Source organism: Pseudomonas sp. FSL L8-0168 (genome assembly GCF_037976155.1).
GTDB classification, from domain to species: domain Bacteria; phylum Pseudomonadota; class Gammaproteobacteria; order Pseudomonadales; family Pseudomonadaceae; genus Aquipseudomonas; species Aquipseudomonas paracarnis.
In genome coordinates this window covers 2,480,715-2,496,769 of the sequence record NZ_CP150262.1, presented here as the reverse complement: position 1 = coordinate 2,496,769, position 16,055 = coordinate 2,480,715, and the positions used below count along the sequence as shown (strand labels likewise).

Here is a 16,055-nt window from a genome sequence, read left to right as displayed (position 1 = left end):
GGAATCGTGGGCGAGATTCTAGGGGTTGGGGCGTTTTGACTCCACCTATGATGGCGATAGATGCGATCCGCTATGATGGGCGGTAACTCTGTAGAGGGAGACCCCGTGTGCGATTAGCGCTTTTATTGTCCGCTTGCCTGCTGTGCCTGAATGCCCAGGCCGCGCCGGTGGATGTCGCCAGCCTGGACCGTGGTACCTGGCCGGAAAAACTCGCCAGCCCGGCGCTGTTCGATGTGGCTTCGCGGGCGGAGATCCTGATGTTCGCCCATGGCCTGCTCGCCAGCGAAGCCCTGGACGACGCGGCGCTCAAGCAACGGCTGGGGCTGAAGATCATCAACCTGGCCGCCATCGATGACCTGCGTCGCCAGCTCTGGCAACGGCTGTTGGAGAACTACACATTCGCCCAGCAGAGCTGCGAAGCAGATGCCTCGTTCTGCTACCTGGTGGAAAACATGGACGATCTGCGCGAGCAGGCCGGCAAGTTCGAGGTCAGTGACAACTCTTTCTATATAGGCTGGGCTGCCCCCAGTCGGCACTTTCATGAGCGCTATCTGGATGAGCTGCTGCGCAAGGCTGCGCTGTTTCCGCAGATCAGCAGTGAAGTGGCGCGCTTTGGCGATCATGAGCGCAATGGCGACGAGCTCAACGATCGCATGTTCCTGCTGACCTTCGACGGTGGCCCGGCGTTGATGGGCGGTAATACCGATTGGCTGACCGACTACCTGCGCAAGCAAAAGATGAACGCCGCGTTCTTCGCCCTTGGCAGCAGTTTGCAAAGCCGTGTGGAGCGCAGTTCTGTCTCGGATGTGCAGGCGCTGTATCAGGGGCAGTGCGTGGGTATCCAGGGGTGGCAATACCGTTCCCATAGCCATTGGGTTGACTGGCAAAGCTCCATCACCCGCAGCGCAGCGCTGGTGCAGAATCTGCTGCCGGAAAACTATGTGCCGCTGTTCCGTCCGCCCTATGGGCAGCGCCGTGCGGACAGCCAGGGCTTCTTCCAGCAACAGGGTTTGCAGGTGGCGTTATGGGACATCGATTCCCAGGACGAGCCGGGCAAGCTCAAGGCCGATGAGTCGGCGCAACGGGTGCTGACGTTGATGCTGCTATGGCGCAAAGGCGTGATCGTGTTTCACGACACCCAGGACAAGGCGCGGGTGGCATTGCCGATGGTATTGCAGGCAACGACGCAGAGTGGCTTGGGTTGGCAGGAGTGTCGCGAGGCATTTCGATGAAGTGCCCGGCTTTGCTGGGGATGGGGTGTTTTCGGGGCGATTTGCTGCGACATTTCGATGCAGGCGGACTTCCGACTTTAACGGGGTACATGGCACTCGGCTAGTGCTATTCGTCATCCTGAAAAATAAACTTCAAAAAAACGTCAAAGTGCTTTTTCCTGTCATGGGTTTTGCGGTATTACGAAGTCAGATCGCCGAAACCTGCAGCACAGGTGGCGTCTTCCAAGACTCCTCCTGTGGGCACTGCACTTGACCTTGTTCAAGGTGCAATCGGTGGTCGAATCGAGGCGCAGCACCGCCCAGGTATTGCGTCGAATGGCTCCCACAAAGGTGACCGAGTATGGATGATCATGGACGTAACCCTTCTTCCGACCAGCCAATCCTTTATGTGCTTGATACCAACGTATTGATCCACGATCCAAACGCACTGCTGAACTTCGAAGAACACCACGTCGCCATCCCGATGATCGTGCTTGAGGAGCTCGACAAACTCAAAAGCGGCCACCACAGCGTTGCCGCCGAATGCCGCCAGGCCATCCGCCTGATCGACAAGACCCTGGGTGAAGCCTCGCCCGAGGACGTCGAGGTCGGCGTGCCGATCCAGCGTGGCAAGGGCGGGCCCAAGGGCTTGCTGTCGATTCTGATGAGCAAGCGCAGCGAGCCCAACAGCCTGCTGCCGGAAAACCTGAACGACAACAAAATCATCAACCAATTGATCGACCTGCACGCCCGCGACAAGGACCTGCGCGTGGTGCTGGTGACCAAAGACATCAATATGCGCCTCAAGGCACGAGCGTGTGGGATCGCTGCCGAGGACTACAGTACCGACCAACTGGTCGACGATGTGTCGATGTTGTCCCGTGGTTATCACATGATGACCGGTTCGTTCTGGGACCGTGTGAGCAAGGTCGAAACCCGTCAGGACCACGGCCGCACCTGGCATCAGGTACAGCTGATCGACAACCTGCCGGCCGTGCATATCAATGAGTTTATCGTCGATGAACAGGGCTTCGTGGGCTGGATCAAAGAGATCCAGGTCGACAAGTTGCTGATCCTCGACCTGCATCAGGAACCCCTGTTGCACCAGGAAGCCTGGGGCCTGAAACCGCGTGATATCTACCAGAGCCTGGCGCTGTATGCGCTGCTCGATCCGGACATTCACCTGGTCAACCTCACCGGCGCCGCAGGTTCGGGCAAAACCATCCTGGCCCTGGCCGCCGCCATCGAACAGACCATGGTCACCAAACGCTATCGCCGCATCATCGCCACCCGCAGCGTGCAGGGCCTGGACCAGGAAATCGGCTTTCTGCCCGGTACCGAGGCGGAAAAAATGGAGCCGTGGCTGGGGGCGATTACCGACAACCTCGAAGCCTTGCACATGGATGACGAAAACACCCATGGCAGCGTCGACTACATCCTCAGCAAAGTGCCGTTGCAGTTCAAATCCCTCAACTACATCCGAGGTCGCAGCTTCCAGCAGAGCCTGATTCTGATCGATGAATGCCAGAACCTCACACCGCACCAGATGAAAACCATCATCACCCGTGCCGGCGCCGGTTCCAAAGTGGTGTGCCTGGGCAACCTGGCGCAGATCGACACCCCTTACCTGTCCGCGACCAGCTCCGGGCTGACTTACCTGACGGAACGCTTCAAGGACTTCCCGAACGGCGTGCACATTGCGCTGCAAGGGGTACCGCGTTCGATCCTGGCTGAATACGCCGAGTCCCATCTGTAACTACGCTGAACCCGCTGCGAAAAGCCCTGGATTTTTCACGAAATCCGGGGTTTTTGTTATGTGCGACATTTGCCTGCGTTAACGCGTCCTGGGTGCTTGTGGTTTCTGTAATTATTTTGTTACATTTTTTCTGCGGTGAAAACAATAAGAACACTGCTTGACCCCGTCGGAACGCCACCTCCTTGATTCGACGAACGCTTGGAAAACCTGTCCAGGGTTTTCACCGTGACCCTGCCTATTACAAAAGCCCGAAACACCACTCATTGATGACGCACATATCCAAAGGGAAAGGAAAATGGACGTAGCAGGTAATGGCTTCACTGTGTCGCAACGCAATCGTACCCCCCGTTTCAAGACCATCCCCCTCACACCCATAGCACTCGGCCTGGCGTTATGGCTGGGCCACGGTTCCATGGCCAGGGCAGACGATAACCCTTACACCCCGCAGGTATTGGAGTCGGCGTTCAGGACCGCCGTCGCCTCATTCGGCCCTGAGACTGCCGTGTACAAAAACCTCAGGTTTGCCTACGCGGATATCGTCGATCTCGCGGCCAAGGATTTCGCCGCCCAGTCCGGCAAGTTCGATTCGGCCCTCAAGCAAAACTACGAGCTACAACCCGAAAACCTGACCATCGGCGCCATGCTCGGCGACACCCGGCGGCCACTGGACTATGCCTCGCGCCTGGATTACTACCGCAGCCGGCTGTTCAGCAACAGCGGCCGTTACACCACCAATATCCTCGACTTTTCCAAAGCCATTATCGCCAACCTGCCGGCCGCCAAGCCTTACACTTACGTCGAGCCGGGCGTTAGCAGCAACCTCAGCGGGCAGTTGAACGCAGGCCAGTCCTGGGCTGGGGCAACCCGTGACTGGAGCGCCAACGCGCAAACCTGGAAGACCCCGGAAGCCCAGGTCAACTCCGGCCTGGACCGCACCAACGCGTATTACGCCTATGCCCTGGGCATCACTGGCAAGGGGGTCAATGTTGGCGTGCTGGACTCGGGCATCCTCACCGAACACTCCGAGTTCCAGGGCAAGAACGCTCAGGGCCAGGACCGGGTGCAGGCGGTGACCTCCACGGGCGAGTACTACGCCACCCACCCGCGCTACCGCCTTGAAGTGCCCAGCGGCGAGTTCAAGCAGGGCGAACATTTCAGCATCCCAGGGGAATACGACCCCGCGTTCAACGACGGGCATGGCACAGAAATGTCCGGGGTGCTGGCCGCCAACCGCGACGGCACCGGTATGCACGGCATTGCCTTCGACGCCAATCTGTTTGTCGCTAACACCGGCGGCAGCGACAACGACCGCTACCAAGGCTCCAACGACCTCGACTACAACGCATTCATGGCCAGCTACAACGCCCTGGCGGCGAAGAACGTGGCGATCGTCAACCAGAGCTGGGGGCAGAGCTCGCGTAATGACGTGGAGAACCACTTCGGCAACGTCGGCGACAGCGCCGCGCAGAACCTGCGCGACATGACCGCCGCCTATCGCCCGTTCTGGGACAAGGCCCACGCCGGGCAGAAAACCTGGATGGACGCCATGGCCGATGCGGCCCGGCAAAACACGTTCATCCAGATCATCTCTGCGGGCAACGACAGCCACGGTGCCAACCCGGACACCAATGCGAACCTGCCGTTTTTCAAGCCGGATATCGAAGCTAAGTTCCTCTCCATCACCGGCTACGACGAGACCAGCGCCCAGGTCTACAACCGTTGCGGTACCTCCAAGTGGTGGTGCGTGATGGGCGTGTCGGGCATCCCGTCCGCCGGCCCCGAGGGCGAAATTATCCCGAATGCCAACGGCACCTCGGCCGCCGCGCCGAGCGTTTCCGGAGCCCTGGCGTTGGTGATGCAGCGCTTCCCCTATATGACGCCCAGCCAGGCGCGGGACGTGTTGCTGACCACCTCCAGCCTGCAGGCGCCGGATGGCCCGGACACGCCGGTTGGCGAGCTGACCGGAGGCCGCACCTATGACAACCTGCAACCGGTGCATGATGCCGCGCCGGGTGCCCCGCAAGTACCAGGTGTGGTCAGTGGCTGGGGCTTGCCCAACCTGCAAAAAGCTATGCAAGGGCCGGGGCAGTTCCTCGGTGCGGTAGCAGTGGCGTTGCCCAGCGGTACCCGCGATATCTGGGCCAACCCGATTTCCGATGAGGCCATTCGCGCCCGTCGCGTAGAAGACGCTGCCGAACAGGCGACCTGGGCCGCCACCAAGCAGCAAAAAGGCTGGCTCGACGGCCTGCCCGCCAATGCCTCGGCCGACGATCAGTTTGAATACGACATTGGTCATGCCCGGGAGCAGGCAACACTCACCCGCGGCCAGGACGTGCTCACCGGCAGCACCTATGTCGGTAGCCTGGTCAAGTCCGGGGATGGCGAGTTGGTGCTGGCAGGCCAGAACAGCTATTCGGGCAGTACTTGGGTGCGCGGAGGCAAATTGTCGGTGGACGGCGCATTGACCTCTGCCGTGACGGTAGATAGCAGCGCCGTAGGCACGCGCAATGCCGATAACGGCGTGATGACCACACTGGGCGGCACCCTGGCCGGCAACGGCACGGTGGGCGCCTTGACCGTCAACAACGGTGGGCGAGTGGCCCCGGGGCATTCGATTGGCACACTGCGCACCGGCGATGTCACGTTCAACCCGGGTTCGGTGTATGCCGTCGAAGTCGGGGCCGATGGCCGCAGCGACCAGTTGCAGAGCAGCGGGGTGGCGACCCTCAATGGCGGTGTGGTGAACGTGTCCCTGGAGAACAGCCCCAACCTGTTGACCGCCACCGAGGCGCGCAGCTTGCTGGGCCAGCAGTTCAATATCCTCAGTGCCAGCCAAGGTATCCAAGGGCAGTTTGCAGCGTTTGCCCCCAACTACCTGTTCATAGGCACTGCGCTCAACTATCAACCGAACCAATTGACCCTGGCGATAGCCCGCAACCAGACCACCTTCGCCAGTGTCGCGCAAACCCGCAATGAGCGAGCGGTGGCGACGGTGGCCGAGACATTGGGCGCTGGCAGCCCGGTCTACGAAAGCCTGTTGGCGTCGGATTCCGCCGCCCAGGCGCGGCAGGGCTTCAAGCAACTTTCAGGGCAATTGCATTCGGACGTGGCCGCAGCGCAAATGGCTGACAGCCGCTACCTGCGTGAAGCGGTCAACGCTCGCCTGCAACAGGCGCAGGCACTGGACTCCAGCGCGCAGATCGACAGCCGTGACAACGGCGGTTGGGTACAGCTACTCGGTGGACGCAACAACGTCAGTGGTGACAACAACGCCAGCGGCTACTCCTCGTCCACCAGCGGCGTACTGCTGGGCCTGGACACCGAGGTGAACGACGGCTGGCGTCTGGGGGCGGCGACCGGTTACACCCAAAGCCACCTTAACGGCCAGTCGGCGTCGGCCGACAGCGACAACTATCACCTGTCGGTCTACGGCGGCAAACGCTTCGAGGCGATTGCCCTGCGCCTGGGCGGTGCCAGCACCTGGCACCGTCTGGACACTTCGCGTCGGGTGGCCTATGCCAATCAGTCGGACCATGCCAAAGCCGACTACAACGCGCGCACCGACCAAGTGTTTGCCGAGATCGGCTACACCCAATGGCGCGTGCTTGAACCCTTCGCCAACCTCACGTATCTGAACTATCAAAGCGACTCGTTCAAGGAAAAAGGCGGTGCTGCAGCCTTGCATGCCAGCCAGCAAAGCCAGGACGCGACGCTCTCCACCCTGGGCGTGCGTGGCCATACTCAGTTGCCACTCACGTCCACCTCGGCGGTGACCCTGCGCGGTGAGCTGGGGTGGGAGCACCAGTTTGGTGACATCGATCGTGAAGCTTCTCTGAGGTTTGCCGGTAGTGACACGGCCTTCGCCGTCAACAGCGTGCCTGTGGCGAGGGATGGCGCGGTGATCAAAGCCAGTGCGGAAATGGCCCTGACCCAGGACACCTTGGTGTCGTTGAACTACAGCGGCTTGCTCTCCAACCGAGGGAACAATAACGGCATCAATGCCGGGTTTACTTTCCGGTTCTAACCTTGAATGTAGGAGCGAGCAAGCTCGCTCCTACAGGATGGGATAAACAGCCCTGCGCAAATTTTGACCCACAGGTTTACAATCGCTGCTCCTGATCAGGAGTATTGCTGTGCTGACTCATCTCGATTCCCAAGGTCGCGCCCACATGGTCGACGTCACCGACAAAGCCGTGACGTTCCGTGAGGCCGTGGCGCAAGCGCGGGTGCGCATGCTGCCCGCCACCCTGCAAATGATTGTCGACGGCGCCCACCCCAAAGGCGACGTGTTTGCCGTGGCCCGCATTGCCGGGATCCAGGCAGCGAAAAAAACCAGTGACTTGATCCCTCTGTGCCACCCGTTGATGCTCACCGGCGTCAAGGTGGAGCTGAGTGCCGACGGCACAGACGCGGTTCGTATCGTGGCGCGCTGCAAACTCTCCGGCCAGACCGGCGTTGAGATGGAAGCCCTGACCGCCGCCAGCGTCGCCGCACTGACGATTTACGACATGTGCAAGGCGGTGGATCGCGGCATGACCATTGAGAGTATTCGCCTGCTGGAAAAGCTGGGCGGTAAGAGCGGGCATTTCAAGGCGGATGAGCAATGAGTATCAACGTACTGTTTTTTGCGCGCTACGCCGAAGCGGTGGGCTTCGATTCGCTGGAGATGGAAGGTGAGTTTGCCACTGTTGACGCCGTGCGCCTCGCGCTGGCTGCTGATCCGGAATTCGCCGTGCTCAACGAAGCGAGCCTGATGTGTGCGCGCAACGAGGAGTTGTGCAGCCTGGACGAGCCGGTGCAAGCCGGCGATGAAGTCGCCTTCTTCCCACCCGTGACCGGAGGCTGATCATGGCCATTCGTGTGCAGGTCGAAGCCTTTGATCCAGGTGCCGAAGTCAACGCCATGCACGCGGCCAACGTGGGCGTGGGCGCGGTGGTGAGCTTTGTCGGCTATGTACGCGACTTCAATGACGGGCGCGAGGTGTCGGGGATGTTTCTTGAACACTACCCCGGCATGACCGAAAAAGCCCTGGCCAAGATCGCCGTGGAAGCCGAACAGCGCTGGCCGTTGCTCAAGCTGGAGGTGCTGCACCGTATCGGCACGCTGGAACCGGGCGAGCCGATTGTGTTTGTCGGCGCGGCCAGTGCGCACCGGCAGGCGGCGTTTGATGCCTGTGCCTTTGTAATGGACTACTTGAAGACGCGGGCGCCGTTCTGGAAGAAGGAAAACACCAGCGAGGGGCCGCGTTGGGTAGAAGGGCGCAGCAGTGACCACGCCGCAGCGGATCGCTGGAAGTAGCCAGCCAGACGTAGAAACCAATGTGGGAGCTGGCTTGCCTGCGATAGCATCACTCGGATTGACTGAAAAACCGAGGTGTCTGCATCGCAGGCAAGCCAGCTCCCACATTTTTTTATCGCATTCCTGTATCAGGGGCGTTTGCGTTCTACAGCCCGCAGCAAGTGCGTCGGCGGCGTCTCGCAGCTGATCTTGCGCCCCAGCAACGCCTCGATGGATGGCAACTGGTACGAGTCATCCTCGCCCGCAAAGCTGATCGACACACCCGCAGCCCCAGCACGCCCGGTACGGCCGATGCGGTGCACGTAGTCGTCCGGCACTTCCGGCAGGGTGAAGTTGATCACGTGGCTGATGCCGTCGATATGAATCCCGCGACCGGCTACATCGGTAGCCACCAGCACGCGGATCTTGCCTTCGCGAAAGCCTTCCAGGGTCTTGATGCGCTTGTGCTGCGGTACATCACCCGACAGTTGCGCAGCGTTGACGCCGTCGCGCACCAGGCGTTCTTCGATGCGGCGCACCTCGTCCTTGCGGTTGGCGAAGACCATCACGCGTTCCCAACCGTTGTCGTTGACCAGGTTGTAGAGCAGCTTGTACTTGTCGGCACCGGCGACGGCGTAGATATGTTGCTCGACGTTTTCGCTGGCGACGTTGAGTGCTTCGATCTCGACGATAGACGGGTCGGTGGTCCACTGCTTGGCGAGGTTCATCACGTCTTCGGTGAAGGTCGCGGAGAACAGCAAAGTCTGACGCTCGGCTTTCGGCGGCGTCTGACGAATGATCTGGCGTACTTGCGGGATAAAGCCCATGTCGAGCATGCGGTCGGCTTCGTCCAGTACCATCACTTCGACCATGTCCAGGTGCACGTCGCCGCGCTGGTTGAAGTCGAGCAGGCGGCCCGGGGTGGCGACGAGGATGTCGCAGTGACGGGCTTCAAGGTGCTTGAGCTGCTTGTCGAAGTCCATGCCGCCCACGAACGTCATGACGTTGAGGCCGGTGTACTTGGTCAGGTCGGCGGCATCCTTGGCGATCTGCACCACCAGCTCCCGGGTCGGGGCGATGATCAGCGCACGCGGTTCACCCATGTAGCGCTCTTTGGGCGGCGGCGTTTGCAGCAGTTGGGTGATGATCGAGATCAGGAACGCGGCGGTCTTGCCGGTGCCGGTCTGGGCGCGGCCGATGGCGTCTTTGCCCGCGAGGGTGAAGCCCAGCACTTGCGCCTGGATGGGCGTGCAGTACGGGAAACCCAGGTCCTGGATGGCGTGCATCAGTTCCGGGGCCAGTTTGAAATCGTGGAAGCGGGTCTTGCCTTCCTGGGGTTCGACGACGAAGTCTTCGAGTTTCCAGGGGGTCACGGGCGGCTTGGGCGCACGTTCGCGACGGGGCTTGGCCACAGGCGTCGGGGCGGGCTCGGCAGGCTTTACCTGTTCAGGCGGCGTCACCGTGGTTTTGCTCGGTGAGGCGGCGGGTGCGTTCCGGCCGGGCTGTTGACCGTCATTGCGGTTGCCGGGCTTGGGGGCAGGAGCACTGGGAACAGGCGCGAGCGGCTCAGCCTCGCTTTTGCCGAACATCTTCTTGAGTGCTTTGAGCACGGTCATCTCATTAATTGGTTAAGGAATGTACGCCGGCCAGTGTAATGCAAGAATCGAGCGCGGCGTAGTGCGTCTGTCATACGGCTACATAAACACGGGGTTCAGCGCAGGCGTTCAGTCAGCCAGGTGCCAATATCGTGTATCTCTTGGGGTAACACTTCGTGGCCCATTGGGTATTCCTGCCATGTCACGGTGACACCACGGCCCTTCAAATGCTCGTAGGCGCTGCGGCCCATGGCGTTTTGTACCACTTCGTCGTACTGGCCGTGCAGGCACAGCGTGGGGATGCGTTGCTGGCTGGCGGATAATTCCAGCTCATTATCGAAGGTGGGCGCATAGGTGGAGAGGGCGATCACACCGCCCAAGGGGCCCTCCCATTTCTTAAACGCGGTGTGGAAGACCACCGCGCCACCTTGAGAAAAACCGGCGAGGAAAATTCGCGAGGTGTCTATTCCGGTTCTCTGTTGCGCCTCGATCAGGTCGGTGACCATTTTTGCCGACGCTTCCAGTTCTTCCAGGCTGATCGAACGGGCCGGGCTCATGGCCTTGATGTCGTACCAGCTAGGCATCTCGTAGCCACCATTAATGGTCACCGGACGCGTAGGTGCCTGGGGCAAAACGAAGCGGGTGGTCAGCAGGGTTTCCTGCAGGGCTTCGGCCACCGGCAAGAAGTCGTAGCGATCGGCGCCCAGGCCATGCAACCAGATAACGCAGGCGTCTGCGGGCTTGGCGGGCTGAAGAATCAAGGGTTCGGTCATGTCTGCTCCATAGATGTGCGGGCGCTCCGATGAGGTGCGTCGGAACGGTGCGCAACAGGTTGATCTGTTAAGAGAATGTCGCAAGGCTGAATCTTTTGCCATGTAACCGCAGTTGCAGCCACTCGACCAAGACTCTGGTACGCGCCTTGCTATGTGTAGCTCGATGTCAGAACTCTCCTAGGACGGTAACACTATCAGTGACTGCCGCCTGTGGGAAAGCAACTGGAATTACCGCAAAAACCTCATGCTGCTTGGCCCCAAAAAAAACCAACACGGGTCGATATCGCCTCATAAGGGTGCGCTGAGGTTGGAGCTCCGACACAACAAGAGCAATTGGAGGTTTGTAATGAAGGTATTGAAATCCACCCTGGCCATCGTCTCTGCGGCGGCTGTACTGGGTGTCAGTGGTTTTGCCCACGCGGGCGCCACCCTGGACGCCGTGCAGAAGAAAGGCTTTGTGCAGTGCGGTGTGAGTGACGGCCTGCCGGGTTTCTCGGTGCCGGATGCCAGCGGCAAGATCCTCGGGATCGACGCTGACTATTGCCGCGCGGTGGCGGCTGCCGTATTTGGCGATGCCACCAAGGTCAAGTTCAGCCAGTTGAACGCCAAGGAGCGTTTCACCGCGCTTCAATCCGGCGAAGTCGACATCCTGTCGCGCAACACCACCATGACCAGCTCGCGCGACGCGGGCATGGGCCTGAAATTCCCGGGCTTCATTACCTACTACGACGGCATCGGCTTTCTGGTGAACAACAAGCTGGGCGTGAAAAGTGCCAAGGAACTGGATGGTGCAACCATCTGCATCCAGGCCGGTACCACCACCGAGCTGAACGTTTCCGACTATTTCCGCGCCAACAACCTCAAATACACCCCGATCACCTTCGACACCTCCGATGAAAGCGCCAAGTCGCTGGAATCCGGGCGTTGCGACGTACTGACTTCCGACAAGTCCCAGCTGTTCGCCCAGCGCAGCAAGCTGGCCTCGCCGAAAGACTACGTGGTGCTGCCGGAAACCATTTCCAAGGAGCCTCTGGGCCCGGTCGTGCGTAACGGCGATGACGAGTGGCTGGCCATCGTGCGCTGGGTGGGCTACGCCATGCTCAACGCGGAAGAGGCCGGTGTGACCTCCAAGAACGTCGAGGCTGAAGCCAAGGCCACCAAGAACCCGGACGTTGCGCGTCTGCTCGGTGCCGACGGCGAATACGGCAAAGACCTGAAAGTGAAGAAGGACTGGGTGGTACAGATCGTCAAGCAAGTGGGTAACTACGGCGAGATGTTCGAGCGCAACCTGGGCAAGAGCACGCCGCTGGAAATCGACCGTGGCCTGAACGCCCTGTGGAACAACGGCGGCATTCAATACGCACCCCCTGTGCGCTGATCGCTGATGGTTCTGTCACCCGGTAGGCCAACTGCCGGGTGATGTTCTGTTCCATTATTTTCGGGGCACTTCATGCAAAATAAAATCGGCGCACCCAAGCAGAAGCTCAGCTTCAGCGACCCCAAAGTGCGTGCGTGGCTGTTCCAGATCATCACGATCGTGGCGGTGGTCTCGCTGGGCTGGTACCTGTTCCATAACACCCAGACCAACCTGCAACACCGGGGCATCACCTCGGGTTTCGACTTTCTTGAGCGCAGTGCCGGCTTCGGCATCGCGCAGCACTTGATCGACTACACCGAATCGGACAGCTATGCCCGGGTGTTTGTCATCGGCCTGCTCAACACTTTGCTGGTGACCGTCATCGGTGTGGTGCTGGCAACCCTGCTCGGCTTCATCATCGGCGTGGCGCGCTTGTCGTCCAACTGGATGATCAACAAGCTGGCGACGGTGTACGTGGAGGTGTTCCGCAATATTCCGCCGCTGTTGCAGATCCTGTTCTGGTACTTCGCGGTGTTCCTGACCATGCCAGGGCCGCGCAACAGCCATAACTTCGGTGACACCTTCTTTGTCAGCAGCCGTGGCCTGAACATGCCGGCAGCGCTGGCCTCCGACGGGTTCTGGCCGTTTGTCGCCAGCCTGGTGGTCGCCATCGTTGCCATCGTGCTGATGACCCGCTGGGCCAACAAGCGCTTTGAGGCGACGGGGGTTCCCTTCCATAAATTCTGGGCGGGCCTGGCGCTGCTGGTGGTAATCCCGACGTTGTGCGTGTTGATCTTCGGCACGCCGCTGCATTGGGAAATGCCCAAGCTTGCGGGCTTCAACTTCGTCGGTGGCTGGGTGCTGATCCCAGAGTTGTTGGCGTTGACCCTGGCGTTGACTGTGTACACGGCGGCGTTTATTGCGGAGATCGTGCGCTCGGGCATCAAGTCCGTCAGCCATGGCCAGACCGAAGCGGCACGTTCACTAGGCCTGCGCCCGGGGCCGACGCTGCGCAAGGTCATCATCCCGCAAGCGCTGCGCGTGATCATTCCGCCGCTGACCAGCCAATACCTGAACCTGGCGAAAAACTCGTCGTTGGCCGCCGGTATCGGTTATCCGGAAATGGTTTCGCTGTTTGCCGGCACGGTGCTCAACCAGACCGGCCAGGCCATTGAAGTCATTGCCATCACCATGAGCGTGTACCTGGCGATCAGCATCAGCATTTCCCTGCTGATGAACTGGTACAACAAGCGCATTGCGCTGATCGAGCGGTGAGGACACACCCATGACTACGCATACGTTCAAACCTGACATGCCACCGCCGAGCAAAGTCTTCGGGCCGGTGGCCTGGATGCGCGCCAACTTGTTCTCGAGCTGGCTCAATACACTGCTGACCTTGCTGGCGATCTACCTGGTGTACCTGGTGGTGCCACCGATCCTGCACTGGGCCATCCTCGATGCCAACTGGGTGGGCACCACCCGCGCCGACTGCACCAAGGAGGGCGCCTGCTGGGTGTTTATCCAACAGCGCTTCGGGCAGTTCATGTATGGCTACTACCCCGTCGACCTGCGCTGGCGCGTGGACATGACGGTGTGGCTGGCCATCGTGGGCGTGGCGCCGTTGTTCATCTCGCGTTTCCCTCGCAAGGCGATCTACGGCCTGGGCTTTCTGGTGTTGTACCCGATCATCGCCTACTGCTTGCTGCACGGCGGCGTGTTCGGCCTGAGTAATGTGGCGACCAGCCAATGGGGCGGCCTGATGCTGACCCTGGTGATCGCCACCGTGGGCATTGCCGGCGCCTTGCCGCTGGGCATTGTGCTGGCGCTGGGACGGCGTTCGAACATGCCCGCCATTCGGGTGGTCTGCGTGACCTTCATCGAGTTCTGGCGCGGCGTGCCGTTGATCACCGTGCTGTTCATGTCGTCGGTGATGCTGCCGCTGTTCCTGCCTGAAGGCATGAACTTCGACAAGCTGCTGCGGGCGCTGATCGGTGTGATCCTGTTCCAGTCGGCCTATGTGGCCGAAGTGGTGCGCGGTGGTTTGCAGGCGATTCCCAAGGGCCAATACGAAGCCGCTGCGGCGATGGGACTGGGCTACTGGCGCAGCATGGGCCTGGTGATCTTGCCGCAGGCCTTGAAGATGGTGATCCCAGGGATCGTCAACACCTTCATCGCCCTGTTCAAGGACACCAGCCTTGTGATCATCATCGGCCTGTTCGACCTGCTCAACAGCGTCAAGCAAGCCGCCGCCGACCCCAAATGGCTGGGAATGGCCACTGAAGGCTACGTGTTCGCCGCCCTGGTGTTCTGGATTTTCTGTTTTGGTATGTCGCGCTATTCCATGCATCTGGAACGCAAGCTCGACACAGGCCACAAGCGTTAGGAGTTCTTTTTATGAGCGAAGCAATCAAACAGCCTGTGAGCCCTGAAGGCATTATCCAGATGCAGGGCGTCAACAAATGGTACGGCCAGTTCCATGTGTTGAAAGACATCAACCTCAACGTCAAGCAGGGCGAGCGTATTGTGCTGTGCGGCCCTTCGGGGTCGGGCAAGTCCACCACCATCCGCTGCCTCAACCGCCTGGAAGAGCACCAGCAGGGCCGCATTGTGGTCGATGGCGTGGAGCTGACCAACGACCTCAAGCAGATCGAAGCGATCCGCCGTGAAGTCGGCATGGTGTTCCAGCACTTCAACCTGTTCCCGCATTTGACCATCCTGCAAAACTGCACGCTGGCGCCGATGTGGGTGCGCAAGATGCCCAAGCGCAAGGCCGAGGAAATCGCGATGCACTACCTGGAGCGTGTGCGCATTCCGGAGCAGGCCCACAAGTTTCCCGGGCAGCTTTCGGGTGGCCAGCAACAGCGCGTGGCGATTGCCCGCGCGCTGTGCATGAAGCCCAAAATCATGTTGTTCGATGAGCCGACGTCGGCGCTGGATCCTGAGATGGTGAAAGAGGTGCTGGACACCATGATCGGCCTGGCTGAAGACGGCATGACCATGTTGTGCGTGACCCACGAAATGGGCTTTGCCCGCACCGTGGCCAACCGCGTGATCTTCATGGACAAGGGCGAGATCGTGGAACAGGCGGCACCGAATGACTTCTTTGATAACCCGCAGAATGAGCGGACCCGGTTGTTCTTGAGCCAGATACTGCATTGATGGAGTGTTAAAAATAAACCCGGCCTGGTGCCGGGTTTGTTTTTTGCCCTCAGTCAGGGCGTCGTCGCGATCTCGTGTTCTTTGTGGGTTGTATGCGTGGTGTTACGCATATCAGCACCCTCACTCAAGGTTTTTGCATCAACGAGCAGATGCGGGTGGCGATCAAGCAAGCGCATAAGCACGACGAGGGATTTTGGCGCCAGCAGCTCACCGCGTTCGTAACGTGAAAGTGCGTTATGTCCGCCGCCGGAAAGCAGTTGCACAGTGTCCTTTTGTGAAAGATGCAATTTGCGACGAATGCGCTTTATCTCGTTACCGATCATTCGTCTGAAGCTGTAGACCATCTCATCACAGTGATCTGAATAGCGGTCCGCGTCTTCAGGGTCAAAGATCACCTCACCACAACTTTGGCACTCCCAGCCTGAAAGGTTGTCGATTCGGCGGTGCAAGCCTTTGACTTCCGATGTTTCGCTGCGACCCGAAAAATGTCGCATTCCGTCATGCTGGCCGCAGCTGAAGCACTGTTCTGTTTTCATAGGTTACTCTCCTTGAAGGAGATCACCGGAGGTTTACCGTCCGTGCGGTACGTCACCTTGATGTAGATCTCCAGGCCATGTGAGTGAATGTGATAAACGTCTTGCCAGACGCAATGGTCGCCATAACTTGTCATGGATTTAAACAGCATCTTGCCCGTTAGCTTGTAAACAACCTCCTGCATTTGCGTGTTGCTCAGATCGAGCTTTTCCCCGCAGTTGCGTGCTGTTTTGGTAAAAGCTTGTTTTCCAAGCCGCCTGACATCCGCCTTGATCAGGGCCAAATCGTAATGAGGTGTGTACTTTTCCATAAGACACCTGAGTCCAATAATTACCCTCTAAGGGTAATTTTACCAATCGAAAATACTGCTCCTTTTCCTGCCTAAGAACCCTA

General features: G+C 59.7%; 14 protein-coding genes. 10 read left to right on the top strand and 4 right to left on the bottom strand.

From position 1 onward, the window contains the following. Positions 1 to 107: 107 nt before the first annotated feature. From MHH62_RS10905 to moaE, 6 genes are all read left to right on the top strand, one after another. The gene (locus MHH62_RS10905; RefSeq protein ID WP_014717012.1) at positions 108 to 1,232 is read left to right on the top strand and encodes a polysaccharide deacetylase family protein; all 1,125 of its coding nucleotides are present in this window, start codon (positions 108 to 110) and stop codon (positions 1,230 to 1,232) included. A 340-nt stretch (positions 1,233 to 1,572) separates the two neighbouring features. Next, on the top strand, positions 1,573 to 2,967 hold the full coding sequence (locus MHH62_RS10900) for a PhoH family protein (protein WP_003188745.1): 1,395 nt from the start codon (positions 1,573 to 1,575) through the stop codon (positions 2,965 to 2,967). A gap of 295 nt (positions 2,968 to 3,262) precedes the next feature. Beyond that, on the top strand, positions 3,263 to 6,991 hold the full coding sequence (locus tag MHH62_RS10895; protein ID WP_339232940.1) for an autotransporter domain-containing protein: 3,729 nt from the start codon (positions 3,263 to 3,265) through the stop codon (positions 6,989 to 6,991). Between the two features lie 109 nt (positions 6,992 to 7,100). Next, complete coding sequence (moaC, locus tag MHH62_RS10890; protein ID WP_014717015.1) at positions 7,101 to 7,574, top strand: cyclic pyranopterin monophosphate synthase MoaC; 474 nt, start codon at positions 7,101 to 7,103, stop codon at positions 7,572 to 7,574. Next, on the top strand, positions 7,571 to 7,813 hold the full coding sequence (moaD, locus tag MHH62_RS10885) for a molybdopterin converting factor subunit 1 (protein ID WP_014717016.1): 243 nt from the start codon (positions 7,571 to 7,573) through the stop codon (positions 7,811 to 7,813). The genes moaC and moaD overlap by 4 nt, the downstream gene beginning before the upstream one ends. 2 nt (positions 7,814 to 7,815) lie before the next feature. After that, positions 7,816 to 8,265 (top strand): molybdopterin synthase catalytic subunit MoaE, encoded by a 450-nt coding sequence (gene moaE, locus MHH62_RS10880; RefSeq protein ID WP_014717017.1) that lies wholly within the window; start codon positions 7,816 to 7,818, stop codon positions 8,263 to 8,265. A gap of 128 nt (positions 8,266 to 8,393) precedes the next feature. Here moaE and rhlB read toward each other — a convergent pair whose 3' ends face one another. Beyond that, on the bottom strand, positions 8,394 to 9,860 hold the full coding sequence (gene rhlB, locus MHH62_RS10875; RefSeq protein ID WP_014717018.1) for an ATP-dependent RNA helicase RhlB: 1,467 nt from the start codon (positions 9,858 to 9,860) through the stop codon (positions 8,394 to 8,396). Positions 9,861 to 9,955: 95 nt separating this feature from the next. After that, positions 9,956 to 10,612 (bottom strand): alpha/beta hydrolase, encoded by a 657-nt coding sequence (locus tag MHH62_RS10870; protein ID WP_014717019.1) that lies wholly within the window; start codon positions 10,610 to 10,612, stop codon positions 9,956 to 9,958. Positions 10,613 to 10,958: 346 nt separating this feature from the next. On the opposite strand from MHH62_RS10870, the gene MHH62_RS10865 reads away from it, so the two are divergent. The 4 genes from MHH62_RS10865 (at position 10,959) to MHH62_RS10850 (ending at position 15,128) form a co-directional block, all read left to right on the top strand. Continuing rightward, entirely contained in the window at positions 10,959 to 11,990 is a 1,032-nt protein-coding gene (locus MHH62_RS10865) for an amino acid ABC transporter substrate-binding protein (RefSeq protein WP_014717020.1), read from the top strand. A gap of 72 nt (positions 11,991 to 12,062) precedes the next feature. After that, the gene (locus tag MHH62_RS10860) at positions 12,063 to 13,244 is read left to right on the top strand and encodes an amino acid ABC transporter permease (RefSeq protein ID WP_060766567.1); all 1,182 of its coding nucleotides are present in this window, start codon (positions 12,063 to 12,065) and stop codon (positions 13,242 to 13,244) included. Between the two features lie 10 nt (positions 13,245 to 13,254). Beyond that, positions 13,255 to 14,352 (top strand): amino acid ABC transporter permease, encoded by a 1,098-nt coding sequence (locus MHH62_RS10855; protein WP_014717022.1) that lies wholly within the window; start codon positions 13,255 to 13,257, stop codon positions 14,350 to 14,352. Positions 14,353 to 14,363: 11 nt separating this feature from the next. Next, on the top strand, positions 14,364 to 15,128 hold the full coding sequence (locus MHH62_RS10850) for an amino acid ABC transporter ATP-binding protein (RefSeq protein ID WP_003188759.1): 765 nt from the start codon (positions 14,364 to 14,366) through the stop codon (positions 15,126 to 15,128). 53 nt (positions 15,129 to 15,181) lie between these two features. Here the strand turns inward: MHH62_RS10850 and MHH62_RS10845 are convergent, their stop codons facing one another. Both MHH62_RS10845 and MHH62_RS10840 read right to left on the bottom strand, forming a co-directional pair. Then, on the bottom strand, positions 15,182 to 15,664 hold the full coding sequence (locus tag MHH62_RS10845) for a type II toxin-antitoxin system MqsA family antitoxin (RefSeq protein WP_014717023.1): 483 nt from the start codon (positions 15,662 to 15,664) through the stop codon (positions 15,182 to 15,184). Further along, on the bottom strand, positions 15,661 to 15,972 hold the full coding sequence (locus MHH62_RS10840) for a type II toxin-antitoxin system MqsR family toxin (protein ID WP_014717024.1): 312 nt from the start codon (positions 15,970 to 15,972) through the stop codon (positions 15,661 to 15,663). Before MHH62_RS10840 ends, MHH62_RS10845 begins: the two co-directional genes overlap by 4 nt. Positions 15,973 to 16,055: the final 83 nt, after the last annotated feature.